General features: G+C 62.5%; 30 protein-coding genes and 1 tRNA gene. 17 read left to right on the forward strand and 14 right to left on the reverse strand.

The annotated features are described in order from the left end of the window. Window positions 1–50: 50 nt before the first annotated feature. Both NKH83_RS29395 and ureC read right to left on the reverse strand, forming a co-directional pair. On the reverse strand, window positions 51–644 hold the full coding sequence (locus NKH83_RS29395; RefSeq protein ID WP_352476985.1) for a hypothetical protein: 594 nt from the start codon (window positions 642–644) through the stop codon (window positions 51–53). A gap of 47 nt (window positions 645–691) precedes the next feature. Further along, a complete protein-coding gene (ureC, locus tag NKH83_RS29400) occupies window positions 692–2,404 on the reverse strand; it encodes an urease subunit alpha (protein WP_502895641.1) in 1,713 nt (570 codons plus the stop codon). Window positions 2,405–2,583: 179 nt separating this feature from the next. On the opposite strand from ureC, the gene NKH83_RS29405 reads away from it, so the two are divergent. Next, window positions 2,584–2,967, forward strand: a complete 384-nt coding sequence (locus tag NKH83_RS29405) for a hypothetical protein (RefSeq protein WP_023677006.1) — start codon at window positions 2,584–2,586, stop codon at window positions 2,965–2,967. A gap of 126 nt (window positions 2,968–3,093) precedes the next feature. Continuing rightward, window positions 3,094–3,588, forward strand: a complete 495-nt coding sequence (locus tag NKH83_RS29410; RefSeq protein ID WP_352808500.1) for a hypothetical protein — start codon at window positions 3,094–3,096, stop codon at window positions 3,586–3,588. A gap of 26 nt (window positions 3,589–3,614) precedes the next feature. Here NKH83_RS29410 and NKH83_RS29415 read toward each other — a convergent pair whose 3' ends face one another. The 5 genes from NKH83_RS29415 to NKH83_RS29435 are packed head-to-tail and all read right to left on the reverse strand — an operon-like array spanning window position 3,615 to window position 6,007. Continuing rightward, complete coding sequence (locus tag NKH83_RS29415) at window positions 3,615–3,920, reverse strand: urease subunit beta (protein ID WP_352808502.1); 306 nt, start codon at window positions 3,918–3,920, stop codon at window positions 3,615–3,617. Between the two features lie 7 nt (window positions 3,921–3,927). Further along, window positions 3,928–4,521, reverse strand: coding sequence for a HupE/UreJ family protein (locus NKH83_RS29420; RefSeq protein ID WP_352808535.1), 594 nt, complete (start codon window positions 4,519–4,521; stop codon window positions 3,928–3,930). Window positions 4,522–4,556: 35 nt separating this feature from the next. Further along, entirely contained in the window at window positions 4,557–4,814 is a 258-nt protein-coding gene (locus NKH83_RS29425; protein WP_254815822.1) for a DUF1272 domain-containing protein, read from the reverse strand. Window positions 4,815–4,833: 19 nt separating this feature from the next. Next, complete coding sequence (locus NKH83_RS29430) at window positions 4,834–5,136, reverse strand: urease subunit gamma (RefSeq protein ID WP_023677011.1); 303 nt, start codon at window positions 5,134–5,136, stop codon at window positions 4,834–4,836. Window positions 5,137–5,164: 28 nt separating this feature from the next. After that, window positions 5,165–6,007 (reverse strand): urease accessory protein UreD, encoded by an 843-nt coding sequence (locus NKH83_RS29435; RefSeq protein ID WP_502895642.1) that lies wholly within the window; start codon window positions 6,005–6,007, stop codon window positions 5,165–5,167. Window positions 6,008–6,209: 202 nt separating this feature from the next. Between NKH83_RS29435 and NKH83_RS29440 the strand changes: the two genes are divergently transcribed. The 3 genes from NKH83_RS29440 to NKH83_RS29450 all read left to right on the forward strand — a co-directional run bounded on the left by NKH83_RS29440 (window position 6,210) and on the right by NKH83_RS29450 (window position 8,518). Further along, the gene (locus NKH83_RS29440; protein ID WP_023677013.1) at window positions 6,210–6,464 is read left to right on the forward strand and encodes an acyl carrier protein; all 255 of its coding nucleotides are present in this window, start codon (window positions 6,210–6,212) and stop codon (window positions 6,462–6,464) included. A 4-nt stretch (window positions 6,465–6,468) separates the two neighbouring features. Further along, the gene (locus tag NKH83_RS29445) at window positions 6,469–7,677 is read left to right on the forward strand and encodes a beta-ketoacyl-[acyl-carrier-protein] synthase family protein (protein WP_352808503.1); all 1,209 of its coding nucleotides are present in this window, start codon (window positions 6,469–6,471) and stop codon (window positions 7,675–7,677) included. 136 nt (window positions 7,678–7,813) lie between these two features. Next, window positions 7,814–8,518 carry a glutathione S-transferase family protein gene (locus tag NKH83_RS29450; RefSeq protein ID WP_254815820.1) on the forward strand — a complete coding sequence of 235 codons (705 nt, stop codon included), beginning with the start codon at window positions 7,814–7,816 and terminating at the stop codon, window positions 8,516–8,518. Window positions 8,519–8,539: 21 nt separating this feature from the next. On the opposite strand, the gene NKH83_RS29455 is transcribed toward NKH83_RS29450, so the two are convergent. Next, complete coding sequence (locus NKH83_RS29455) at window positions 8,540–8,668, reverse strand: hypothetical protein (RefSeq protein WP_352647868.1); 129 nt, start codon at window positions 8,666–8,668, stop codon at window positions 8,540–8,542. Between NKH83_RS29455 and NKH83_RS29460 the strand changes: the two genes are divergently transcribed. Continuing rightward, the gene (locus NKH83_RS29460; protein ID WP_352808505.1) at window positions 8,661–8,942 is read left to right on the forward strand and encodes a hypothetical protein; all 282 of its coding nucleotides are present in this window, start codon (window positions 8,661–8,663) and stop codon (window positions 8,940–8,942) included. The two genes, NKH83_RS29455 and NKH83_RS29460, sit on opposite strands and share 8 nt — an antisense overlap. A gap of 43 nt (window positions 8,943–8,985) precedes the next feature. Here NKH83_RS29460 and NKH83_RS29465 read toward each other — a convergent pair whose 3' ends face one another. Beyond that, a complete protein-coding gene (locus tag NKH83_RS29465) occupies window positions 8,986–9,606 on the reverse strand; it encodes a nucleoside triphosphate hydrolase (RefSeq protein ID WP_352808507.1) in 621 nt (206 codons plus the stop codon). 76 nt (window positions 9,607–9,682) lie between these two features. Further along, entirely contained in the window at window positions 9,683–10,789 is a 1,107-nt protein-coding gene (locus tag NKH83_RS29470) for a hypothetical protein (RefSeq protein ID WP_352808509.1), read from the reverse strand. A gap of 220 nt (window positions 10,790–11,009) precedes the next feature. Here NKH83_RS29470 and NKH83_RS29475 point away from each other — a divergent pair, with 220 nt between their 5' ends. Then, window positions 11,010–11,903, forward strand: a complete 894-nt coding sequence (locus NKH83_RS29475; protein ID WP_352808510.1) for a D-alanyl-D-alanine carboxypeptidase family protein — start codon at window positions 11,010–11,012, stop codon at window positions 11,901–11,903. A 37-nt stretch (window positions 11,904–11,940) separates the two neighbouring features. Here the strand turns inward: NKH83_RS29475 and NKH83_RS29480 are convergent, their stop codons facing one another. After that, window positions 11,941–12,750 carry an AraC family transcriptional regulator gene (locus NKH83_RS29480; protein ID WP_352808511.1) on the reverse strand — a complete coding sequence of 270 codons (810 nt, stop codon included), beginning with the start codon at window positions 12,748–12,750 and terminating at the stop codon, window positions 11,941–11,943. 305 nt (window positions 12,751–13,055) lie between these two features. On the opposite strand from NKH83_RS29480, the gene NKH83_RS29485 reads away from it, so the two are divergent. Both NKH83_RS29485 and NKH83_RS29490 read left to right on the forward strand, forming a co-directional pair. Then, window positions 13,056–13,976, forward strand: coding sequence for a zinc-binding dehydrogenase (locus NKH83_RS29485; protein ID WP_352808513.1), 921 nt, complete (start codon window positions 13,056–13,058; stop codon window positions 13,974–13,976). Window positions 13,977–14,138: 162 nt separating this feature from the next. After that, window positions 14,139–14,215: transfer RNA gene (locus NKH83_RS29490), tRNA-Arg, on the forward strand. 268 nt (window positions 14,216–14,483) lie between these two features. Here the strand turns inward: NKH83_RS29490 and NKH83_RS29495 are convergent. Both NKH83_RS29495 and NKH83_RS29500 read right to left on the reverse strand, forming a co-directional pair. Next, window positions 14,484–15,560: a saccharopine dehydrogenase family protein gene (locus tag NKH83_RS29495; protein WP_352808515.1), complete on the reverse strand. Its 1,077-nt coding sequence runs from the start codon at window positions 15,558–15,560 to the stop codon at window positions 14,484–14,486. 34 nt (window positions 15,561–15,594) lie between these two features. Then, window positions 15,595–15,819 (reverse strand): hypothetical protein, encoded by a 225-nt coding sequence (locus NKH83_RS29500; RefSeq protein WP_352808516.1) that lies wholly within the window; start codon window positions 15,817–15,819, stop codon window positions 15,595–15,597. Between the two features lie 381 nt (window positions 15,820–16,200). Here NKH83_RS29500 and NKH83_RS29505 point away from each other — a divergent pair, with 381 nt between their 5' ends. From NKH83_RS29505 to NKH83_RS29540, 8 genes are all read left to right on the forward strand, one after another. After that, window positions 16,201–16,941 carry a DEAD/DEAH box helicase family protein gene (locus tag NKH83_RS29505; protein WP_352808517.1) on the forward strand — a complete coding sequence of 247 codons (741 nt, stop codon included), beginning with the start codon at window positions 16,201–16,203 and terminating at the stop codon, window positions 16,939–16,941. Between the two features lie 142 nt (window positions 16,942–17,083). Beyond that, window positions 17,084–17,233 (forward strand): P-loop NTPase family protein, encoded by a 150-nt coding sequence (locus tag NKH83_RS29510; protein WP_352808518.1) that lies wholly within the window; start codon window positions 17,084–17,086, stop codon window positions 17,231–17,233. Between the two features lie 54 nt (window positions 17,234–17,287). Continuing rightward, complete coding sequence (locus tag NKH83_RS29515) at window positions 17,288–17,602, forward strand: hypothetical protein (RefSeq protein WP_352808540.1); 315 nt, start codon at window positions 17,288–17,290, stop codon at window positions 17,600–17,602. Between the two features lie 78 nt (window positions 17,603–17,680). Continuing rightward, the gene (locus tag NKH83_RS29520) at window positions 17,681–18,019 is read left to right on the forward strand and encodes a hypothetical protein (RefSeq protein WP_352808519.1); all 339 of its coding nucleotides are present in this window, start codon (window positions 17,681–17,683) and stop codon (window positions 18,017–18,019) included. A gap of 91 nt (window positions 18,020–18,110) precedes the next feature. Beyond that, window positions 18,111–18,332 (forward strand): hypothetical protein, encoded by a 222-nt coding sequence (locus NKH83_RS29525; protein WP_352808521.1) that lies wholly within the window; start codon window positions 18,111–18,113, stop codon window positions 18,330–18,332. Window positions 18,333–18,695: 363 nt separating this feature from the next. Then, window positions 18,696–20,765 carry a hypothetical protein gene (locus NKH83_RS29530; protein WP_352808523.1) on the forward strand — a complete coding sequence of 690 codons (2,070 nt, stop codon included), beginning with the start codon at window positions 18,696–18,698 and terminating at the stop codon, window positions 20,763–20,765. Continuing rightward, window positions 20,762–22,009: a hypothetical protein gene (locus NKH83_RS29535; protein ID WP_352808525.1), complete on the forward strand. Its 1,248-nt coding sequence runs from the start codon at window positions 20,762–20,764 to the stop codon at window positions 22,007–22,009. The genes NKH83_RS29530 and NKH83_RS29535 overlap by 4 nt, the downstream gene beginning before the upstream one ends. Then, window positions 22,006–23,298: a KIAA2012 family protein gene (locus NKH83_RS29540; protein ID WP_352808527.1), complete on the forward strand. Its 1,293-nt coding sequence runs from the start codon at window positions 22,006–22,008 to the stop codon at window positions 23,296–23,298. Before NKH83_RS29535 ends, NKH83_RS29540 begins: the two co-directional genes overlap by 4 nt. A gap of 162 nt (window positions 23,299–23,460) precedes the next feature. On the opposite strand, the gene NKH83_RS29545 is transcribed toward NKH83_RS29540, so the two are convergent. Next, window positions 23,461–24,382 (reverse strand): IS3 family transposase (locus NKH83_RS29545; RefSeq protein ID WP_352808529.1); only part of this gene is annotated, 922 nt, incomplete at its 5' end.

The following is a 24,382-nucleotide window of genomic DNA, read 5'->3' on the forward strand; positions in this document are numbered from 1 at the left end:
ACTGCCTCTCCCAAAAGCCTAGCCTATCGCGTGCGCCGCCCCAATGGCGCTCAAACGATCGTGTCGAAGAGCCGCATGATAAACGATACCTGATAGACGAGCGCGCCGGCGACAAAGGCGATGTGAAAGCGGCGGTCGCGCAGCAGGACCGCAATGACGCAAAGCGCGACGAAAACCGGCGTGCGGATCAGATATTCAACGCCGAAATGGGCGAAATGCGCCGGCCCTTTCAGCAGCGTGTCGACCACGTCGAGCAGATAGGTCGCCGCCAGCAGGCCGAAGAACCAGGCCCGGCGCGAATAAAAGAAATCCTCATAGCTGGTGTAGTCCAGCATCGAGTCCGGAAACAGCAGCGCGCAGAGCAGGAACAGCGTGACGGCGTAGAAGATGATGAACAGGTATTTGCCGAAGGTCCAATTCTCGATCTGGAACAGGCCGAACTCCCACCACCAGAAATGCACCAGCATCAAAAGCACCGACGCAACCCAGGCGAGATGCACGGGATAGAGCCGGTACTGGCCGGGATGCTGGACGATGCGGGCGAGCCCCGACAGCAGGCGGGTGACGCCAAGCCCGATCACCATGCCCAGGACAATGCGGATATGCGGGAAGATGTCGTGGGCGTAGGGGAGTTGCTGGTCCATAGGCCTGGCGCGGCATGTTCTACATCGGTCGTTCTAACGCCTAGGGTTCAGAACAGGAAGTAGCGTTGCGCCATCGGCAGCACCGTTGCCGGCTCGCAGGTGAGCAATTCACCGTCAGCGCGGACCTCATAGGTCTCCGGGTCGACCTCGACATGCGGCGTGGCGTCGTTGAGCACCATCGAATGCTTGCCGATGCCGCCGCGGGTGTTCTCGACGGCCACCATCTGCTTGTCGACGCCGAGCCTGCCGCGCAGGCCGGCGTCGAGCGCGGCCTTCGAAACGAAGGTCACCGACGAATTGGTCATCGCCTTGCCGTAGGCGCCGAACATCGGCCGATAGTGCATCGGCTGCGGCGTCGGGATCGAGGCGTTGGGATCGCCCATCGGGGCGGCGGCGATCATGCCGCCGATCAGCACCATGTCCGGCTTGACGCCGAAGAAGGCCGGGTTCCACAGCACAAGGTCGGCGCGTTTTCCGACCGCCACCGAGCCGATGTCCTTCGACAGGCCATGCGCGATGGCCGGATTGATGGTGTATTTGGCGATGTAGCGGCGGACGCGGAAATTGTCGTTGTCGCCGGTCTCCTGCGGCAGCGAACCACGCTGGCGCTTCATCTTGTCGGCGGTCTGCCAGGTGCGGATCGCCACTTCGCCGACGCGGCCCATGGCCTGGCTGTCCGACGAGATGATCGAGAAGGCGCCGATGTCGTGAAGAATGTCTTCGGCGGCGATGGTTTCCTTGCGGATGCGGCTTTCGGCAAAGGCGATGTCTTCGGGGATCGACGGCGACAGATGGTGACAGACCATCAGCATGTCGAGGTGCTCGGCCAGCGTGTTGACCGTGTAGGGACGCGTCGGATCGGTCGAGGACGGAATGACGTTGGGCAGACCGCAGACCTTGATGATGTCAGGCGCGTGGCCGCCGCCGGCGCCTTCGGTGTGGAAGGCATGGATGGTGCGGCCCTTGATCGCCGCGACCGTGTTTTCGACGAAGCCGGACTCGTTCAGCGTGTCGGTGTGGATCATCACCTGCACGTCGTAATCGTCGGCGACCGACAGGCAGCAGTCGATTGCAGCCGGCGTCGTGCCCCAGTCCTCATGCAGCTTCAGCGAGCAGGCGCCGGCGAGCACCATCTCCTCGAGTGCGGCAGGCAGCGACGCGTTGCCCTTGCCCGACAGGCCGATATTCATCGGGAAGGCATCGAAGGACTGGATCATGCGCGCCAGATGCCACGGCCCCGGCGTGCAGGTGGTGGCCAGCGTGCCATGCGCCGGGCCGGTGCCGCCGCCGAGCATGGTGGTGATCCCCGACATCAGCGCTTCCTCGATCTGCTGCGGGCAGATGAAGTGGATATGCGCGTCGAAGCCGCCGGCGGTCAGGATCTTGCCTTCGCCGGCGATGATCTCGGTGCCGGGACCGATGATGATGGTGACGCCGCCTTGGGTATCCGGATTGCCGGCCTTGCCGATCGCGGCGATGCGGCCGTCCTTCAATCCGATGTCGGCCTTGACGATACCGGCGGTGGCATCGACGACCAGCGCATTGGTGATGACGGTGTCGACCGCGCCTTGCGCGCGCGAAACCTGGCTCTGGCCCATGCCGTCGCGGATGACCTTGCCGCCGCCGAATTTCACCTCCTCGCCGTGAACGGTGAGATCCTTTTCGACCTCGATGAACAGCTCGGTGTCGGCGAGCCGGACTTTGTCGCCAACGGTCGGGCCGTACATCTGCGCATAGGCGGCGCGGGTGATTTTAGCCATCAGCAATTGCTCCCGAAATACAGCCCGAAAATACCGCTTGTCGAAGGCGGGCCCCACATTGCTGCCATCCTATGGTCACGCAATGACCCGCTGAGCGACACTTTCCGATCCCATTTGGCGTTTGAGGTGGCCGGGCCACCCCAAAACGACCATTTGCCAATCGATGGAAAGGAACATCCATGCGCAAAACGACCCTTCTGGCAGCCGCCGCCACGCTGGTGCTCGCAACCGCCGCCAGCGCCCAGCAACAGCCTGCGCAGCAGCCCAGTCCGGCGCCGGCCGCGCCTGCTCCTGCCGCGCCCGGAGCGCAGCCACAGGCGCCCACCATCCAGGCGATCAACGTCGTCGACATCAAGGATCTGCCGGCGGACACTCAAGCCAAGGTCAACGAGGTGATCGCCAAGCGCAGCGACGCCGATCTGCAGAAACTGCGCGGCTCGATCGACGCGACACCGCAGGTCAAGTCCGCACTCGAAGCCAAGGGGCTCACCTCGGCGCAGGTGATCGCCGCCAGCATGAGCACCAATGGCGCGCTGACGCTGATCACCAAGAAAGCGAGCTGACGAGACAAGGCGGCGGGCCGGCGCCCGGTCAGCCCGCCGCCTCGCAAAGGGAACCTTCACCGGGGACGTTACGTTTCGGTCCTGTCGCCCTGACACAAGCCTCGAAAAGGACCCTGAGAACGAGCGATGGCGATCATCACCTTCTCCGACACCAGATGGCTGCATGGCATTGCCGCGACCGCGTTTCTGGCAGCCAGCATTCCGCACGCCGCGCTGAACGCGCAGAGCCTCGACAGCGCCGAGACCGTCAACCGGATCGTCGGCTCGGAGGTCGGCCAGGAAGAGACCAAGACAAATGCGGAAGCCGGCAAGGTCAGCTCGGCGATCGACCGCACGCGTGAGAACATCGCTGCCGTGCGAAAGACATCCAAGCTCGACAAGGTCGATATCGTGTTTCTTACCGACGCCGCGCGCACCGAAGGCGGCCCGCCGCCGGCGATCGAAAGCAAGGTCAGGCAACATCGGGACGACATTGCCGAGCTGCGCAAGGAGATCGAGGCGAACGCATTGCTGTTCAACGCCATCGACTCGCGGCGAGTGCAGACCGAGGACGTTCTGGCGGTTGAATTCGACGATTCGGGAAAGGTCGTCATCTATGCGGCGGCCAAGCCGCCCGGCTGAGCCGAAACTGCTCGACGCCTTCGATCTCACAGCTTGCCCATGATCTTCTGCTGAAATCCGTAAACCTCGCGCTTGCCGCCGAACGGCACCAGGGTAACGTCGCGCTCCTGGCCGGGCTCGAAGCGCATCGCGGTGCCGGCGGCGATGTCGAGGCGCATGCCCCGTGCCCTGTCGCGATCGAATCTCAGCCCTTCATTGGTCTCGAAGAAATGATAGTGGCTGCCGACCTGGATCGGCCGGTCGCCGCTGTTGGCCACCTTCATGGTGACCGTCGGCAGTCCCTTGTTCAGTTCGATCTCGCCGCTTGCCGTGATGATTTCGCCGGGGATCATCGCGGCCTCACAGGACGCCGAAGGCGAGGCCGGCGCCAATCGCGGCACAGGCGGCGCCAGCGGCGCGGGCAACCCCACTGAAGCGCCAGCCGAGGCCGAGACCAGCCGTGATGCCGACGGCATGGAGCAACGCGGTGGCAACGGCGAAGCCTGCGGCATAGCCAAGCCCAGCGGCATTTTCAGGCACCTCGGTGCCGTGGGCGTAGCCATGAAACAGCGCGAACAGGCCGATGACGGCGACGCCGGCCGAGACGGGAAGATCGACGGCGACCGCAACCAGCAGCCCGAGTGCCACGACGGACGCCAATATGGCCGGCTCGACGAAAGGCATCGGCACATGCAGCATGCCGAGCGCGCCGCCGGCCAGCATGACGCCGACGAAAGCCAGCGGCCATGCCCAGATCGCCTTGCCGCCCCTGAGCGCCGCCCATAGGCCGACGGCAATCATCACCGTCATATGATCGAGGCCGGAGAGCGGGTGGGAGAAGCCGGCGGTGAAGGACGAAACCGTGCCGACGCCGACATGGGCATAGGCTGGCATAGCTGCCGCCAGCAGCAGGACCGCCGACAGCGTCGTGCATTTCATCGTAGCGGAGATCATCGGCGTAGCTTCCATCTTCGAGATCATCATGCCTCTCACGCCGCCTTGCGGGCCGGACCGCAGCCTTCTGCCTTGAGGACGCGCTTGGTCGAGGCCGGATATTTCGTCAGCAGCGCTGCCGGACGGATCGGGCGGGCCGAGAAGTTGCCGCCGCAATTCGGGCAGGCGCCGCCGAGCACGTTTTGTGCGCAGTCGGCGCAGAAGGTGCATTCGAAGGTGCAGATCACCGCGTCCGTCGCATCGGGCGGCAGATCCTTGTCGCAGCATTCGCAGTTCGGACGCAGCTGAAGCATTTTCCTCTCCTTGGCAGCGTTACCTGATCGGCTCGTGCACGGTCACCAGCTTGGTGCCGTCTGGAAACGTCGCCTCGACCTGCACATCGTGGATCATTTCTGCAATGCCTTCCATCACCTGGGCCCGGGTGACGACATGGGCGCCGGCCTCCATCAGCTCCGCGACGGCGCGGCCGTCGCGGGCACCCTCGACGACGAAATCGGTTATCAGCGCGATCGCTTCCGGATGGTTGAGCTTGACGCCGCGTTCGAGCCGCTTGCGGGCCACGATCGCCGCCATGGCGATCAGCAGCTTGTCTTTCTCCCTCGGCGTCAGATTCATGCGTTTTCCTGCGGTGGTACAATCGAAATCAGAGTGACCATAATTTGGGCAGGCCCGCCCGTCCGTTGAGCAATTCGACAAGCGGCACCAGCCGCTTGCGGAGCTGGTAGCCGTCCTCGGCGAACAGCCGAGCAAGAAGCTTGCCAGATTTCCGCACGCTCCAGAAACTGACGCCGCCCTGGCCGCCGACCATGCCCCGGGCCGGCTCGAGCAAAGCTTCTGCCCGCGGCGACACCATCAGCAGCGTCGCTACGGCGGCGGCACCACCGGCAACCGCCGGACGATTCAAGGTACCGGCAATATCCGGCCCGATGCGAAACTCCTCGGCGTGAATCAGCGCCCCGTCCTGGTGGACGCGCCAGCGGTCATGGAATTGACCTTGCGAAGCCCGTTCACCCATGGCCAGGCGGCCGAAGACGGTAGCTTCCAGGATCAGCGCCTCGGCTCCGGCGGCAAGCTCCACCTCAAGCGTGCGGGCAAAGGCCGAGCGGTCGAAGACGATGGTTTCCTGCGGCAGCCAGGCAATGTGGCCGCCTTTGCCGGCGCTCAGCTGCACCCGCACTTCGGCGCGGTCGGATGCGGCGCGGTAGATTTTCTCGCAGGCCTGCGTCGTTATCGTTGCGGACGCGCCGGCACCGACATCGACCTCCCAGGCGAGACGGTCGCCACCGGTCAGCCCGCCGGCGGTGTTGATCAGGACGGCTTCGAGCGGATCGGCCGAGACTGCCGGCATGCGGATCTTGGCCGAGCCGTCCTGGTACAGTCTCCGAAGACGCGTGCGGCCTCCGTTCCAGTCGCAGCCAAGCCGCGCAAGCCCGGCAACGCGCTGGGCCGGCGGCACTGAGGTCAAGCTATATGCGATCGTGTCCACGACACCAACGTTAAGCACTGCGGCGGCTTTGTCGATATATAGCTTGTTGCTTGACAGCGTTTCGGTTTCTATAGAGGGAGCCACCTTGGTACGGTCACCGGCGCCTGGCGGGGGTAAAAGGCGACGATGGCGACGTAATCGAGGACAAAAGGGGCGCTGATCAGTTGGCGTCGGGAAACGACAGAGTTGGGGAAGAAACCGAATGGCTGACCAGCTGGCAAACGATATCATCGCCAAGATCAAGGCTCATGCCGAGCCGGGCGGCGAGGAAATCACCACCAGTACCGAACTGACCGCGCTTGGCATCCATTCGCTGGAACTGACGGAGATCATCTTCGATCTCGAGGAAGAGTATGGCATCGAAATCGAGATGAACACGGTCGATGCCTGGAGCAATCTGAAGAATGTCGGCGACATGGTCGAGGCGGTTCGCGCGCTGATCGCGAAAAAAGCCTGACTGAATGCACAAGCGCATCGTCATCACGGGCATCGGCGGGTTATGCGGCCTCGGCACCAATGCACCGGCAATCTGGAATGAGATGCGCGCCGGCCGTTCGGCAATCGGCGCGATCGACAATCCGCTGCTGCATGATCTGAAGGTCAAGGTCGGCTGCGAAATCAAGGCGCTTCCCGAGCACGGCATCGATCGCAAGCAGGTCGTGTCGATGGACCGCTTCAGCCTTCTGGCGACGATCGCCGCGCGGGAGGCGGCACAGCAGGCGGGATTGAACCCGCATGCGGCCAACACCTACCGGATGGGCACCATCGTCGGCGTCGGCGTCTGCGGCTGGGAGGCAATCGAAGAGAACTATCGCGCCATCCTGCTCGAAGGCAAGAACCGCGCCGGCATCTTCACCGTACCGAAAGTAATGCCGGGCGCAGCCGCCGGCCATGTCAGCATGAATCTTGGTCTGCGTGGACCGGTGTTCGGCATCACCTCTGCCTGCTCGTCATCCAACCACGCCATTGCCTCGGCGGTCGATCAGATCAGGCTCGGCCGGGCCGACGTCATGGTCGCCGGCGGCACCGATGCGCCGCTGGTCTGGGGCATCCTCAAGGGCTGGGAGGCCCTGCGGGTATTGTCGCCGGACACCTGCCGGCCGTTTTCGGCCGACCGCCAAGGGCTCGTGCTCGGCGAAGGCGCCGGCATGGTGGTGCTGGAAACGTATGAGCATGCCATGGCGCGCGGCGCCGCCATCCTTGCCGAAATCGCCGGCGTCGGCCTTTCCGCCGACGCCTCCGACATCGTCGCGCCAACTATCGAAGGGCCTGAGGCGGCGATGCGCTTCTGCCTCGTCGATGCCGGGCTCAGTCCGGAGGACGTCGACTATCTCAACGCGCACGGCACCGGCACCAAGGCCAACGACCAGATCGAGACGGCGGCGATCAAGCGTGTCTTCGGCGGCCATGCCTACAAGCTTTCTGTCTCCTCGACCAAATCGATGCATGCCCACTGCCTCGGCGCATCCGGCGCGCTGGAAATGATCGCCTGCGTGATGGCGATCCGCGAAGGCATCGTGCCGCCGACCGCCAATTATCGGGAAGCCGACACCGACTGCGATCTCGACATCACGCCGAACGTGGCACGCGAGCGCGCGGTGCGCACCGCAATGAGCAACAGCTTCGCCTTCGGCGGCACCAATGCGGTGCTGGCGGTCAAGGCCGTGTGACCACACCCCTTGCGGGCCTTTCACCGGGGCCGGTGAAACTTTCCATGCGCATATTGATCGCGCCAGGCGTCGCGCCTAACTCTCTGCGACCCGCCATGACCATGCCGCTCGGCGCGGTCCCCGACCAGGAGTTTCGATGACCGATCTGTCCGCGTTTCCGATCGCCAGGCGCTGGCCGGCGAGCCACCCCGACCGCATCCAGCTTTATTCGTTTCCGACGCCGAACGGGGTGAAGATATCGATCGCGCTGGAGGAACTTGGCCTGCCTTACGAGCCGCATGCCGTCGACATCGGCAAGAACGAGAGCTGGACGCCGGAATTCCTGTCTTTGAACCCGAACGGCAAGATCCCGGCGATGATCGATCCGGACGGCCCGGGCGGCAAGCCGATCGGCCTGTTCGAATCCGGCGCCATCCTGCTTTATCTCAGCGATAAGACCGGCAAGCTGGTCCCGGCAGACGCAACGCTGCGTTACGAGACGATCCAGTGGGTGTTCTTCCAGATGGCTTCCATCGGGCCGATATTCGGCCAAGTCGGTTTCTTCCACAAATTCGCCGGGCGCGAAATCGCCGACAAGCGCCCGCTGGAGCGTTATCGCGACGAGTCGCGACGGCTGATCGGCGTCCTCGAAACGAGGCTCAAGGGCCGCAGCTGGATTATGGGCGACGATTACACCATCGCCGACATTTCGATGCTTGGATGGGTGCGCAATCTGATCGGCTTTTACGAGGCGCGGGACCTCGTCGGTTTCGACGATTTCCCCGGCGTGGGCGCATGGCTGGAGCGTGGCCTTGCCCGGCCGGCGGTGCAGAGGGGCCTCACCATTCCGGCCAGAGCCTGATCAAAACCCTGACTGCCCCGGCTATTTTGCCTTGGTCCGGGATTTCGAGCCGCTCTTGCCGACTACGGAAGCGGCAAGCGACGCCGCACCTTTGGCGGTCGCAAGCACGGCACCGGCGGCGACATTGGCCGTTGCCTTAACGGTGCGCATTGCGCTGCCTGCGATCGATCCTCTGCTGCTTGCCGACCTTTTGGCCTTGGGTGCAGCGGCTTTGGCCGCGGCAGGCATCACCTTTTTCGGCGCCGCCTTGCCAAAGCTGGGCTTTGCCGCATCCTTGGAATGGGCCGCCCCTGCCGGGCCGGCGCTGGTTTTCGCTCGAGTGATTTTTGATCGTGTTGCCCTGCCCTTGGCGGGCGCAGGCTTTCTTGCCATGGTCTCCATCGAACCGTTCCCTCATGCGGCACAATTGCCGTGTCAGGGATAACGGCCTGAAAGTGTTAAGGTTCCGGCCGAACAGTCCTTACGGATCAGGCCTGTCCGCCGACCACCAGGTCGGCGGGCCGCCGACGGGCAAGCACGCGATCGATGTTCGGCATGTCGTTGGAAGCAATCCAGGCGCGCGCGTCCTCGTCGGACCGGCCGTGCTCGTGCCATCGCTCGAGCAGTCGGCGCTCGAGCTCGGAGCGCGGCACGTCGACGAAGATCGAGTAGTCGAACAGCGGCGCCAGCCGCGTCCATGGCTCTTCGTCGAGCAGCAGGTAATTGCCTTCGACCAGGATGAATTTGGTCTCGGCGGCGATGATCGCAGCGGCAGCGCGCGACAGCTCCATGCTGCGGTCGAACACCGGGATGGCGATATCCGGCTCGCCAGCGCGGATGCGCTTCAGCAGCGCTTCGAAGCCGGCAAAATCAAAGGTTTCCGGGGCACCTTTTCGCTGGCGAAGGCCGCGCCGCTCGAGCACGACGTCATCGTAGTGGAACCCGTCCATCGGCACGACTTCCGCCGTGCCTTCCGGCAGCAGGTCATGCAAGCCTGCCGACAATGTCGACTTGCCGGCGCCGGGCGGGCCCGCAATGGCAACGATGAAGCGCGGCGCCTTGCCGGCGCGCTTGAAAATGGTAGCGGCGAGATGGGCGATCTCAGACATTGGCATCCGTTAAGATGGTTCTGGCGCATTTTGGCGGCAGTTTTCGAAAATTTCAAACGCGGCTTGTGCCAGGCCTTCAATCGGGCCTGGACTGGCTGATCCGCAGGAAATCGCTGTCGAAGCCGATGTCGCGCTCGGCACCGTCAGCCGCCAGGATGCGCATGCGGCCCGGCGAGGTCGTGACGTCGCGCGGCGGCTCGCCGGATGGCCATGGCAGTGCGCCGATGACATGGCGGAACGAAAAGCGGCGCCCTTCAGCAAGGGCAAAGGCGGTCGCCACGCCTTCATGCTTCAGCCAGTTGTCGCCGAGCGAGGCGGCATGGCCGACAGCCGTGCGGCCGTCCTCGATGCCGAGCACGCCGCGGTGGCGGCCGCTCCATGGCGCGTAATCGCGCCCGCCATTGCTGACCCACAGCATGGTGACCGGCAGTTCGGCCGGGTTCTTCAGCACCAGCACGAGGTCGGCTTCCACCTGGCGCGCCAGCGCGGTCCAGCCCGGTCCGCCATGGTCGGCCTCGACCAGCGTGACGAAGTCCTCACGCAGCTGGTCCATGCGATAGGCGGTCAGGTCGATCGTGCCGCCGTCGGCGGCGGGAAAGCGCGTCAGGTCGGTGCTGCGCGCCGGGTAGGCGAGCAAAGAGCGGCCGCGGGCCGGATCGGGCTCCGGCGGCTCGTTCGGCGTCGCGGCAAGGCGCTTCGGCGAGAACGCCAGCCTGCCGCCGGCCTTCATTACCATCATCGGGTGGTGGGCGACCGGAATGGCGCCGGCGCCGCCGGAAAAGACGTGCTCCTGATAGAGAAAGGGATCATCGTCGCGCACGATCAGGATCTTGTCGACGGTTGCGCCCATGACCCGGCGCTGCAGCCGCAAGACGGCGCGCCAGCCATCGACCGTTGCCGCGCTGTCGACGACGTCCCAGCGACTATTGGCCGGCCAGCCATGCAAAGGTGCCGCTTCGACGTCGCTGATCGAGAACGGCGCGCAGAGGAAATCGCCGGACAGGTGGACCGTACCTTCAGGCAGATCTTTCGGCAGCGTCTCGCGCGGCTCGCCGACCCAGGGTGCGCGATGCAGCGGCTTAAGCCGGCGGCCATCGATATCGACCGCCATATCGGCGAGATGGCCGACGGCAAGATCGACCGATACCGAAATGCCTTTTGCCGTGATCGTGACCGTATCCATGTGCACCTACCGATTCTGCCGGCGCCAGCAAAGCCCACTCGTCGCCGGTTGCGCAAGCGTGATGGCCGGCAATTCTCATCAGACGGCTCGGCACAGCGGCCATGTTGGCCTGTGGACAGGGCACCAATCCAGGCCCCGACCGATATTAACCAAATGGACTGTGCCTTTGCGGTAAGATAGCTTCGCCTCGTCTCAGAAACAGCCTGCCTTCGGAACCGACTTGTCCGCCTTGCGCTTCTTTCCGCTCATTCACAATTACGTCGCGGTGCTGGCGCTGCTGCTGTTTGCTGCCGGCTGCACGACGGTGACGCCGCCCGACAGCGTGCTGGCCGTGCCGGCGCCGCCGCAGAAATATGCCGCGATGGTCATCGACGCCGGCACAGGCAAGACGCTGTTCGAGGTCAATTCCACGGCGCCACGCTATCCGGCGTCACTGACCAAGATGATGACGCTCTACCTTCTTTTCGAGGCGCTGGAGTCGGGGCGGATCAGCAAGGAGACGCAAATTCCGGTGTCGGACTACGCCGCGCGGCAGCCGCCGACCAAGCTGCGGTTCAGGCGCGGCGAGACGATCGACGTCGATTCGGCGATCCGCGCCATCGTCGTCAAGTCGGCCAATGACGTGGCGGTCGCCGTTGCCGAATATCTCGGCGGCAGCGAAGAGGCGTTCGCCGGCATGATGACCGCCAAGGCGCGCCAGATCGGCATGAGCAGCACCGTCTTCCGCAACGCCTCGGGCCTGCCGGATGGCGACCAGCACACGACGGCGCGTGACATGGCGGTGCTCGGTATGGCGCTGCACACCCGCTTCCCGCAGCATTTCCACTATTTCTCCGACAGCGACTTCATGTTCCGCGGCAGGCTGGTGCGCGGCCACAACGACATGCTCGGCCGGGTGCGCGGCGTCGACGGCATCAAGACCGGCTACATCAGAGCTTCGGGTTTCAACATCGTTACCTCCTATAATGCAGACGGGCACAGGCTGATCATCGTGGTGATGGGCGCCGACAGCGCGCGCCAGCGCAACGACCACGTCGAGGCGCTGATCCAGCGCAGCCTGTCGACGGCGACGGCGAATGCGACGACGCGGCTGCTGTATGCCGAGCAGCAGTGAGGGTTGACGTCCGGGTGGGCGGCGGATCGGGGGCTCATCAGGCGACAAACGCAGAACCGCCGTTTTGCGCGACACTGCTGAGATACTTTGCCGGTGGCTTGCCAAGCGCTTTCTTGAACATGGTGATGAAGGCGGTGACCGATTCATAGCCGAGATCGGCCGAAACCTGCTGCACGCTGGCGCCGGAGGCCAGCTCGCGCATCGCGACGATCAAGTGCAATTGCTGGCGCCAGCGCCCGAAGGTCAGCCCTGTCTCCTTGACCACGAGACGTGCGAGACTGCTCTCGCTGAGCGCGACGCGATTGGCCCATTCCGCCAGGGTGCTTCGGTCGGCGGCATCTTCCGCCAGCGCCGCGGCGATGCGCCTCAAGCGCGGCTCGGACGAGATCGGCAAATGTAGCTGCTGGACAGGCATGCGCGGCAGTTCGGATAGCAGTACCCTGGTCAGGAGCTCGCCCCTCCTATCATCGTCCTCACCGCGATCCGCCAGCTCGATGATGAGCTCGCGCAGCAACGGCGAGATCGAAAGCGTGCAGCACCGGTCCGGCAGGTCGGTGGCTCCCGGTTCGATATAGACGAAAAAAATCCGGGCATTGGCGGTCGCGACGTTGCTGTGCTGCATGCCACCCGGAATCCACACCCCGCAATGAGGCGGCACCATCCACAGGCCGCTGGGAACGCGGCATGTGACGCCACCTCCCAGCGCGAAGACGAGTTGCGCCTTGCGGTGGCGATGGTCCGGCACCTCCGCCCTGGTCTCGGGAACGTCGACGCGCACGGCAATTGCCGGTGCAAGGACGTCATCGGGATTGAAATTCGGCCAGGGGTAGCGAAGCGGCTGTCTCATTTTGACTGATTTTAGCGATCATATGACATGATAGCTAAATTATTCCATCGGCAAAGTCGATAGGCTCCGACCGCGAATGGGTCAGGAGCCTGCAAAGACGATGAGAAAGATTGTTCAGACGCCCGGCGGCCGTGCTGAGAGACCGGGCGGTGGATCGCATCGTCAGCGGCCATCGGAGACGGCGACGGCTTGGCGGCCCGCTGCGTCGACGTGCGGCTGGGCTCCGAGACCCTCCGCCCCGCGCCTGTCCCGCCAAGCCGGGCACGTCCGAGGCATGGCACGCCGCAGCAAGGAGGCATGACGCCATGCTCGCTTTAGTCACCTCTCTCGACAGCGCCGCCGGGTTGAGGCTCGCCGAGCTTGGCGAGCCCGAGCCCGCCCCGCACGAGGCGCTGGTCTCGGTCCGCGCAGTCTCGCTGAACCGCGGCGAACTGCGCCTGCTCAACATCCGCCCGAACGGCTGGGTGCCTGGCCAGGACGTCGCCGGAATTGTCGAGCGCGCCGCGGCCGATGGCTCCGGGCCGGCCGTCGGCGCCCGCGTTGCGGCTCTGGTCGACGAGGCGGGGTGGGCCGAAAATGTCGCCGTTCCAACCGACCACCTCGCCATCCTGCCGGACGACGTCAGCTTCGTTGCCGCCGCCACTGTCCCTGTCGCAGGCACGACCGCGCTGCGGACCCTGCGCCTCGGCGGCGAGCTGGCCGGCCAGCGGGTCCTGATTACCGGCGCAAGCGGCGCGGTCGGCCGTTTCCAGGTCCAGCTCGCCCGCCGGCAGGGCGCGTCGGTGACGGCGGTCGCCGCCTCCCGGCATGCCGCGGATCTCCGCGGCCTGGGAGCCGAGCGGGTCGTCGAAACGATCGAGCTGGCCGAAGGACTGTTCTCGCTGATTACCGAATCGGTCGGCGGCGATAGCCTCGCACACGCGATCGAACGGGTGGCGCCTGGCGGGACCGTCGTCATTTTCGGCTCGAGCAGCGGCGAACTCACGCCCATCGGCTTCCGCCAGTTCGTGCCGGGTCATGAGGGCGCGCGGCTTCAGACCTTCGCCTACTACACGTCCGGTCCGGAGGTTGGCGCCGACATCGCCTCGCTGCTCGCGCTGATCGCAGCCGGCCGGCTCGAAACGCGCGTGGTCCTGACCGTGCCGTGGCGGGACGTCGGCCACGCCCTCGACGCGCTGCGGCAGCGCAGCATCAGCGGCAAGGCGGTGCTTACCGTGACCGCATGAGCAGCCGCGGCCGCCGGACGGGACAGGTATCTATCCCAGGGGCCGCTACGGCAACGTGAGTCCGTCCGCGATTGCCCGTTGAAGCCCGGCCCGGCTTCCGCTAAGAAGCCGGAGCTGGCCGGTTTACCGGCTGGTTCGTTTTCCGGATCGCCGATCCTGAAGGCACCCGTAGCTCAGCTGGATAGAGCGCTGCCCTCCGAAGGCAGAGGTCACAGGTTCGAATCCTGTCGGGTGCGCCAACGATTTCAAAGGGTTATGCCGATTGGCAGTCTGCCATGACTCTGCGCGGAAGCACTACGGAAGCGAGCCGCTGGAAAGAATCGGCGTTTCAGGCGGACGAAATCGCCATGAATTTTCCCACCAATTTTCAGCCGATAGGACGGCTTGGTTCGCCGCCGATTCCGATGTTTGGTCCGAAATTCAGAAGCTCATGTCAGGCTGAGAGGACGCTGCCGAAGCGGGTGTGCCTTCTCAGAGTTGGTCGGGAGGTAGCGCGCCCTTTCGTTGTCATTCGGCGGCCCACTGGATGTCGGTGTCAAGGAAGCTGAGGATAAACTCGCGGCCGAACGCTTGGCTGGCGGTCGAAAAGCCTCGTGGCACCTGGCGCGCAATCGCGAGCTGCATTGCCGCGACGGCCGTCAGCGCAGTGAGATGATACCCGCTGAGCGTTTCAATGGTCGCCGAAACGGAGTTGCCCGATGCGTCCGTGACACGCCCCCACAAAGACGAGCGCGCTGTGGCGCGGACCTCGTCCGAAGGTCCCTTCACGTTACGCTCGACCCATTCCATGGCCAGCGTTTTCAGCGGCCAAATACCGAGCAGGGGTAGGGCGAAGCGCATTCGACGCATGCGAGCGATTTGCGTGGGCGGCACCGAGGTATAGACCTCGATGTTGGGAATTCCGGTCGAGTAATAGGCGCTGGCGACGTCGCCCCACGGAATCGACATGGCCATCAGCTTGCCGTGGCGAAACGGCACCTCCATTGTCTTCCAGGCGGTGGGAACACGGCGAATTACGCCGTCGATGCGGGCGCGGCCACCTGATGGGAGTGCCTCGATCATCGTTTTGGTAGTGCCCGGGCTCATGCCGCCCAAGGTGGTGAATGCCAATTCGAGTCGCTGCGCGCCGGGCAAGCGTTGGGCGAGCATGGCGGCCAGGCAATCGCTGGGGACGACATCGAATCCCACGGCCGGAATCAATGCCACGCCAGCTTGCTTCGCCCGGTCACTCAATGACGCAGCACATTCGATGACGTCGATCTCGCCGGTGATGTCCAGGTAGTCAGCCTTGGCAGCAATACAGGCTTCCATCATGGGTCTGGCCGTCTGCGAGAACGGGCCAGCACAGTTCAGCACCGTTGAGAAGCCGCGCAGGCAATCACTCAGTTGGCTGGCCGAGCGGATAGGGAACGTCAGCGAAGGACAGTTCAACACACTGGCCAGTTTCGCAACCCGCTCTTCATTGCGGCCAGCTAGCGTAGGTTGAAGGCCCAGCGTCACAGCGTGCCGCGCGACCAGGCGGCCGGTGTAGCCGGTAGCGCCGTAGATAGCGGTTCGCACCGAGTGGGGATCGGAGCTGCTCATCACAATGCTACGACAAAAAAACCGAGGAACTGGTCTAGGCCGTTCCCGACCGCCCCCCTCCTCGTTCAATTAGCTCCTCTAGCTCTGGGTCAATCCATTGCTTAATGTCATCGATAGCTTCCTCGACCGCACTGACCAATTCTTCCTCCGCGCCCTGCAGGACCAGGAAGTCCTTTACGCGTGTCAGTCTCTCTCGTTGAGCAATTGCCTCTTCCGCTTCGTCCAGGTTCTCAAGACGTGGCAAATCTGGGACTTTCATGCTGGCTCCTTAAAGGGCCAAGCATACGCCTTCTTGTGACATGGCACTAGCTGTGAGCCTCAACAGGTTGTCTTCGGTAAGGCCGAGTCGGCTGACGGGTGGTTTTGAACCGGTACTGCCATGAGTTCTATGCCTAGGTTCGTTTCCGGTCTATGGGGTTGTCCAAAAATCCAATCGACTACTGCTTTCCCGTCGACATATCCCAATGTTTTCCCGACTGGTGTCCAATAACTTGAACGGCGTAGGACAGCTTCAAAGAAGAAATGCCGAGCGAATATCGAAGTAAGTCCTCTATTGATAGTTCGAGCACGCGCGTTGTGCAATGAAGCTGCCGAATAGTGCCATAGGAAAGCTACAACATTTCAGTAAACGATATGCACAATGCGCCACGCCATACCAGTTCGTGATTGCAGACCAGAACTGCAAAGAAAACTGTGCGCTGCTGGCTGGGACTTGGTGGTTTTTGACGAAGCTCACAAGCTGGCCGCCCACTTCTTCGGAAGCAAGCTAGAGAAGACCGGCCGCTTCAAGCTGGCCGAACAGCTTGGAGCGCAAACGCGCCATCTGCTGCTAATGACGGCCACGCCTCACAATGGCAAGGAGGAAGACTTCCAGTTGTTCCTCTCTCTCCTCGACTCCGACCGCTTCTACGGAAAGTTTCGCGATGGCGTCCACAAGGTGGATAGCTCAGATCTCATCCGCCGCATGGTGAAGGAGAAGTTGGTCAAGTTTGATGGCACCCCCCTTTTCCCGGAGAGACGCGCGTATACCGTCAACTACGAGCTCTCTGATCTAGAAGCGGCCCTGTACGAAGCGGTAACCGAATATGTGAAGACAGAGATGGGCAAGGCCGACCACCTCGACGGCAAGCGCAAAGGCTCAGTAGGATTTGCGCTGACTGCCCTTCAGCGCCGTCTCGCTTCCAGCCCCGAGGCCATATTCCAGTCGCTGATCGCCGTCGAGAACGCCTCGAACGCCGCCTCCGTGTCGAGCAGGTGGGAATGCGTGGCCAACAAATCCTCGCTGAGACCCTTGCCGAAGATGATGACGACCTCAACGCCGAGGAACAAGAGGACTTGGAAGAAACACTTGTTGATCAGGCTACCGCTTCGCGCACCATAGCCGAGTTGGCGGATGAAATCGGAAGTCTGCAAATCCTCGAACAGCAGGCCAAGGCCCTCGTCGCCTCTGGTAAGGATCGCAAGTGGGACGAATTATCGCGCATCCTTCAGAACGACCCAAGATGCACGACGCCGGCGGGCGGATGCACAAGATCATCATCTTCAGCGAGCACCGTGACACACTGAATTACCTGCATGAGAAAATAGCAGGTGTGCTTGGCAGCCATGACGCTATCGTGGTGATTCATGGTGGCGATCATCGCGATGACCGCCGCAAGGCCGAAGCGCTCTAACGCTCTGACCCCGAAATCCGTCTACTCGTCGCCACGGATGCCGCCGGCGAAGACATCAACCTTCAGAACGCTCACCTCAAGGTGAACTACGGTCTGCTGTGGAACTCAAACCGCCTTGAGCAGCGGTTCGGGCATATCCACCGCATTGGTCAACAAGAAGTTTGTCATCTCTGGAATCTTGTCGCCAAGGAGACCCGCGAGGGCGATGTTTATTTCCGCCTGTTAGAAAAGCTTCGCGTGGTGAGCGAAGCCCTCAAAGGGCAAGTGTTCAATGTCCTCGGAGAAGTCTTTAAAGGCAACAGCCTCAAGGAAATGCTGTTTTGGAAGCAATTCGCTACGGTGACCAGCCGGAGGTGCGCGCTCGTCTAGAGTCAGACGATCGACAACGCCCTCGACCGAGAGCACCTCTTAACTATCGTCAATCGTAACGCGCTCGCTCAGGAAAGCATGAGTCCAGAGCGTCTCTTCGCGGTGAAAGAAGAAATGGGAAAGGCCGAGGCCCGCCGCCTCCAGCCCTACTTCGTTCGATCCTTTTTTCTGAAAGGCTTCGAACTGCTCGGTGGATCGATCTATCCGCGCGAATCCGAGCGCTTCGAGATCACACATGTGCCCTCCGAGTTGCGCGAGCGCGACCGCGTCATCACCGGGCGCAATCGACGCGACCTCGCGCCCGTCCTGCGCCGCTACGAACGCGTCTGCTTCACGAAAGGCGCTGTGCGGTCGGCGGATCGCCCTGGTCTAGCCTTTGCCAGCATGATCCACCCGGGCCATCCGCTCAAGCGATAGGGATGCCCGCTATTGGCTACTTGAGCGCATTCATGGAAAAGACGATCCTCGCAACCATCCGGCTCGCCCGCGATATTTCGAGTGGCGGGCGATGATCGAGGCACTTGAGCGTGATGGCATCAGCGAGATCGAAGGGAACTTGCTGCGTCTTACCAAGGCCGGGGTCTCCGAGGTTGAGCGGTATCTCCTCCTAGATGTGGACCCAATCGGACCGGTCTTGATCGCCAATGGGATCACGCTCGCGACGATCTTCTCGGCGCAGTCAGCTTTAGGCTGTGGCAAAATGGAACTCAAGCAGCAGGACTCCGTATAGCCGATGATCGTCCGAACCACCGTCAAAGCCCATAGCGACGTCAGATCTCTTTGATCAGCTTTGAATGTCGCGCCCTGCTCTGAGCGACACACCTCCAGTGGCAGATACCCTCCCTCTTCTGCCGCCTTCATACCGCGCCATCCGACTCGACCGTGCTGACGTGCCGAGGTCGGGAAGTTGGCGCGATCCAGACTGTTCCGGAAATGGTCTGCCGCGGTTAGTAGGCGCGTAGTGCGTTCAAGGCATACAAACCCGTGTGGCAGCGCTCGACCACGCCCTTGGAGCTATCACGTGGCGTCGAACTCGTGCATTTCATTACCGTGGTGTGTGCTATAGATGTTAGCGACGCTTGGGACTAGGGTGATGGCAGTGCGCCTATTCGAAAAGCCCCTTTGTACAAGACTGGAAAGCAGACACTTCGCGAAACGCTTTTGCTACAGCGATGCTTGGCCTTGGTTCGACTGCATTTCCGTGTTGGCGCGTACGCTACTCCTTCTGGCTTTTTTGGCACCGTCGCCCGTATTGGCCGACGGAATTTGTCAGTCCGAGTTCCTCTTTCTTGAATATTTAGATTGCGAGCATCCCAGTCACGGCGTGCTTCGCGAAGAACTGCGTGAAGAGAAATGCGGAATCGAGAGTTACCGCATCTGTACCCGCCAATTGCGCGAGTACGTCACAAGCGTTTATCTGGGAGAAGATTTTGGGGGGGATGATGCTGCATGCGCGCGGGCCGCTGCCAAGTACGATACCGCAGAAAGGAGACGGGAGCTGCTCGAATCAACAATTTATAACTACCTGAACCACCGGGCACGGGGGCCACTCACCGCTGAGCAACAAAAGGAGTTGGAGCCGAGCGTACGCGAAGCTATTTATGCCGCAACGATGCGGTTCTATTCCGCTTTCGAGCTGGCGGATTCGGGAGATTGCACCGCCAATTATCTGATCACCGGAACAATTACTGCACCCGATGAGGAATGCGGGATCCAGAACTACAAGGCGTGTCGCCTCGACTCCCATCCCGTTGCACCAGGCCGCTATTTGCAGAGAAAGACCAAGGCATGCGGACTCAACCTGAGCCGCTTTGGGATGGTTAGCCCGGCGAAGGCTAGCCTTATACTTTCCCTACCCGGCACCCTGGAGTGCGCAATCCGTTCGGACTCACCTGAGAACAGCCTTGAGAAGAGAAACAAAAAGATCGTTCAGCTCGGGAATACGCTACGCGTTCTAAAAGCATCCAATATCGCGAGCGGGACCGCCTTCGCCTCCTCGGAGGCTCTCGCCGGTGCATTCGAGCCCGCAACTGCCGATCGGCAGCGCGGGTTGCGACTACGGGTGGCGCTCGAGATGGTTCGCCTTGCCGCGCCCAATTCCAATGAGGCCAACAAAGCCCGGCAGGAAACGCTTGAAGCCCTACGTCTCTTTGGGGACCTTGAGCATGCAGTCGACTCTCTACTCACCTCGGGCCGTTCCGAGGAGGCGAAGTCGCTCATCGTCTTTCTGCCTCAGGAGTGGGCTGAGCTACAGCGCCAGACTCGTCCGCGTTTTCTGGACATCGGCCCTGAGCTGTACGCGTTTGCTTTTCCCGCTACCGTACAGCTGTCCGATAGCGAGTACTACGACGCTGTTAACCAACTGCATACAATCAGCGGTTCGGACCGGATCTATCGCCTTGCCGAGGCTTTCGTGCGCTCTGGTCTCGCCCGCCTGCGCGTTCGGCAAGCGGAAGCGCTTCAACTCATGGACCTGCGCGTCCGCTTCGCGCGCGATACAATGAACGTGGACGAGGTTTCCGCTCAGCTCGCCAGCATTACTTCCGAGTCCCCCGATAAGTATCTGGGCAAACTGAGCGCATACGCTCAGAGCAAGGCCAACCTCCAGAGATGGCTGGCGAACTTCGTGAGCGCGCGCGTTGCTGCACTACAGGCCAGCAACGCCGAGCAAAAGAGGCGGCTCTGGCAGGCAATCGAACTGGCCAAGCAACGCTCGCGCGATCCACGCCTGCCCCTTCTAGATGCTTATCGGAACCTCTTCGATCTCGACGCCAATGCTTTTTCGATGAACCTACGAGCTGCAATCACCAGCCTGCCCAAGGCGCCCTCGGTCCACGTTAGCCGGACTTCGATTTCGCTCTTGGTCGCTTCGGCCCGCGAGAACTTGTCTGCGCTGTCAGCTCTGCAGGCGTTGTTGCAAACCTACTCGACAGAGAAGGAGTCGGTTCGCTCGATCATCGGCGAAGCCCAAGCCGAGATCGGGCAGGCGGATTTGAGCGACGAGTTCTTCATACTGGTCTACCAATCAATGGAGATCTTCGGGGAGGGAGGTCCCGGTGCAGAAGATGGCCTCCTCGATGCTATCCAAACTCGCGTCGCCTCGACCTTTGGCGAGTTTTCGTCGGTGCTGCGCCGGCTCCCGGAGCTGGATCACGATCCATGAGGCCATTGACCGGAAAGTTCTGGGTGGTTTGCGCCCTTCTGCTGCTGCCCGGTGCTGCCTGGGCGTCAGTGTTAGAGGAGTCGCTTTCAGCATGCTCAGGCGCCGGTGAGCTGCTAATCTCCGAGGCCGAAGGGCCCGCCGAAACGGAGCGGAAGATCGAGCAGGCTCAGGTCGACCGCGTGCGAGCCTGCGGCGCCGCTGAGGATGCTCTGGCTCAAAACGAGAAGCGCGTGCGCGCGATGAAGCAGGCCGTCGACAAGCTGCCCGCGGCCGTCCACCAGCCGGACCAGAGAGCCGACCGCCTTGTTCGCGCCGAGCTTCAGTCTGCCAAGGAGATCATCCAGCAGCTCGACACCATCCCCAACGAGGTTACCGACGACAACAATAAGCTTTTGCACGGTGTGGATGGGGTACTATCGGGTTTGTCTCGGCGCTCTATGGATCTTGCCGCGTACTGGAATCAAATCTTCCTTCCCGAGCCCGGCGGCCCTCTCGATATCGTCGAAATGGCGAGCCGCAATCCGGAGGTCTCTGAAACCGCCCGGGAACAATACGCTGACTACCTCCGCCGGCTGCCGGCATATTTAATAGGTCGTGGTCCAGCGCCGCGCCAGCGGGTTGAGCTTTTGCAGTTGTATGTCGAGCTCGCAGGCCAAGCAGCTCAACTTAAGACAAAGACTTATACGATGACCGAACGCCGCCGTATAAGCGAACAGCTTCAAGCTGAGCTTGACCCGGAGGTGGCCGACTCTCTGGCGAAGTCCGTAGCGACAAAGCTGCAGCGCGATGAGAGCTATCGCAACTCAACCTGGGCACGGGCGGCCCTAATTGCTGGCGCGTGCACGCTCGCCCGCAGTGTAGTAACGGAGCAGGCAAGTGCGGTCAACGCCGCGCTTGAGCTCGCTCCATCTTCAGCCCGCTCGAGTTTCGACTCCGCCCTCGCTACCCGGCTCGCCGAAAAGCGGTCCTTCGTTGAGCAGGCGGTATGCGACCGCCCCCATGATCTCTTACTCTTGCACCCTAGCCTTGCCCGCTGGCAGCGCACCCTGCCGCAGCTCTGCGCGGGCGCGGGCTCCGGCGTGCAGGCTCGCATGGAAGAGTCGCTGGCCGACATAGCGAGCTACTTCGAGTACCGGAACTCACTGTCTGGCCGGGACGAGCTCGAGATTCTGCAGGACTTCGGTGAAGAACTCTGGAGCCGGGGGCACTACGTGGCCATTCTGTGCGTGCGGAGAAGGCCATGAACTATCTACGGGTTTTCCTCTTGCCTCTCTTGCTCTGCACTTTTCCTGGTCCCACGCTCTCGGCGGACTACGGCTATATCCGGGTGGACATCGCGAACCATGTTGAGCATGACGCCAAGGTTCAGCTTTTCGCTAACGGGCATCCGCTCGGAATCCCGTTCGACCATGCTACGCGGGATTATCCGTGGCAGGCGGTTCGGCTCGAAAATCTCAACGCCAGAGCCAATAGCACGCGGGTCACTACGAAGTATAGCTTTCAGGGTAGCAACTGCGAGTTCGACTATTTCGTAGAGTTCACCTTCGACAAGGCATTGGCGCCCGTGCGCTGGGGACCATACCACGCGCCCCGGAACACCGATGCTGGGCAGATTCCAATCGGTACTCTCTGCGAAGGCGGAATGAAGGTCTGCAGCTCCAACCCGGCGCTGAATGAAAAGCTCGTAGCAGCCTACAAATCCGGATTGGTAGCTCAATTCAATCGGAATAAGGCCGAGTATGACCAGCGGCTGCGCGAACGGGCCGAGCAAGCTCGAGAGCAAGAGTTGCGAATGGCGAGTAGCTTGCGCGATCAGCCTCCGGCTGACTTTTCGCGCTCGGACTTGATCCTCGGCGAATTTCTCGCTGAATACCAGGAAGAGTTCGATCGCATACGCGAGCAAGCCAGAAACGAATCACAGAGCGCCCTCGAGACCACTCCGGACGCAGAAGCGCTCGTCGCGCAGGCATCGGAACAGGCTCGCGCCGAGGCCCGTGAGAAAGCGGTTGCGGACCTGCAGCGCACCACCACTGGCGAGATAGTTGTAGGGATAGTGCAACTCGACCGCTCACTGGCCGAGTTGGTGCGCCAACGCGAGCGGGAGCAGCGCATGTTCGAGGAGGAGGGGATGGCGCTTCCCGGGGACGCAGAGGAGCTGGAAAGCCAGAAGCAGGCGGTCGAGTTCTTTCGCCGCGAAATTCTGCGGGGCGAGACCTTCATGAAAATAACCACGGGGCTGGCCGAAAGAGGAATCAAGAAAATCCCCTATCTTGGAACGGGAATAACAGCTTGTGAAATCGCGACGGGTCGCACTATGTGCCTCGGCCAGCCACTCTCGGTGTTTGAACGCCTCGAGAAGGCCTGTAAGTACGCGGCGGGCAAGGGGCTCAAGTGGGCCAATGCAAGCCGGTTCCTGTTCGGGGATCCTGCGAACTCGACGGACCGGCTCTTCGCCAAGCAGTTCGAGACTTACGTGAAAACCGGCGCCTGCTCCGGCCTCCACGAGGATAAGCCACCTGATCCCCTGCCTTGACTTGATGGCATGCGTCGCGGTTTGGACTGGTCATCCGACTATGAGACGGCATCAATTTTCCGATCACCAAGAATCCGGTCCGCTTATCTGCCGAAGGGGACTGCTCAAGGCGAAGGCGACGAACCCTAACGATCGCAAAGTGTTTGACGTTGCCCCCAGTTTCTATCCAGTTTTGAGTTCGTTTCCGGCGTGGGTTGTGCCCTGCTGGGCGGGTGAAGCGACGGGCGCTGGCGCGGAGCCTTTGGCATAGCGCAGCGCGAGCGACCGTCGCGGATTGAAGGTGCTGGCGAACTCGGCCGGTGTCTGCCAGGCGATTTGGGAGTGCGGCCGCGCGGTGTTGTAGTCGGCGCGCCACAGGGCGATGGCGACGCGCGCCTGAGCCAGCGAGGTAAACAGCGTCTCGTTGAGCAGTTCATCGCGCAGTCGGCCGTTGAAGCTCTCGATGAAGCCATTCTGCATCGGCTTGCCGGGCGCAATGTAATGCCATTCGACGCGGTTCTGATCCGCCCAGGCGAGGATGGCGTTCGAGGTGAACTCGCTGCCATTGTCGCTGACGATCATCCTCGGCCGGCCGCGCTCGGTGATGAGCCGGTCCAATTCGCGGGCAACCCGCATGCCCGAGAGAGACGTATCAACGATGAGTGCCAGGCACTCTCTCGTGCAGTCGTCGACGACGGCCATGATGCGGAAGCGGCGCCCGTCGGTGAGCTGGTCCGATACGAAGTCGAGCGACCAGCGCTCGTCGGGCCTCAGCGGCACCAGCATCGGCGCCCTGGTCCCGATCGCCCGTTTGCGGCCGCCACGGCGGCGAACGGCGAGCTTCTCCTCCCGATAGAGCCGGAACAGCTTCTTGTGGTTCACGACCAGGCCCTCCCGCCGCAGCATCACGAGAAGACGCCGGTAGCCGAACCGGCGACGCTCCTGCGCGATCGCCTTCATCCGCTCGCGAACCTCGCGGTCGTCCGGCCTGCTGGTCTCGTAGCGAACCGTCATGCGGCGACAGCCGATGGCTTTACACGCCCGCCGTTCGCTCATCCCGAAGCCTTCCTTCAGGCGAGCGACAGCTTTCCGCTTGGCCGCGGGC

This window comes from Mesorhizobium sp. M0909 (assembly GCF_040319515.1).
Lineage (GTDB): Bacteria > Pseudomonadota > Alphaproteobacteria > Rhizobiales > Rhizobiaceae > Mesorhizobium.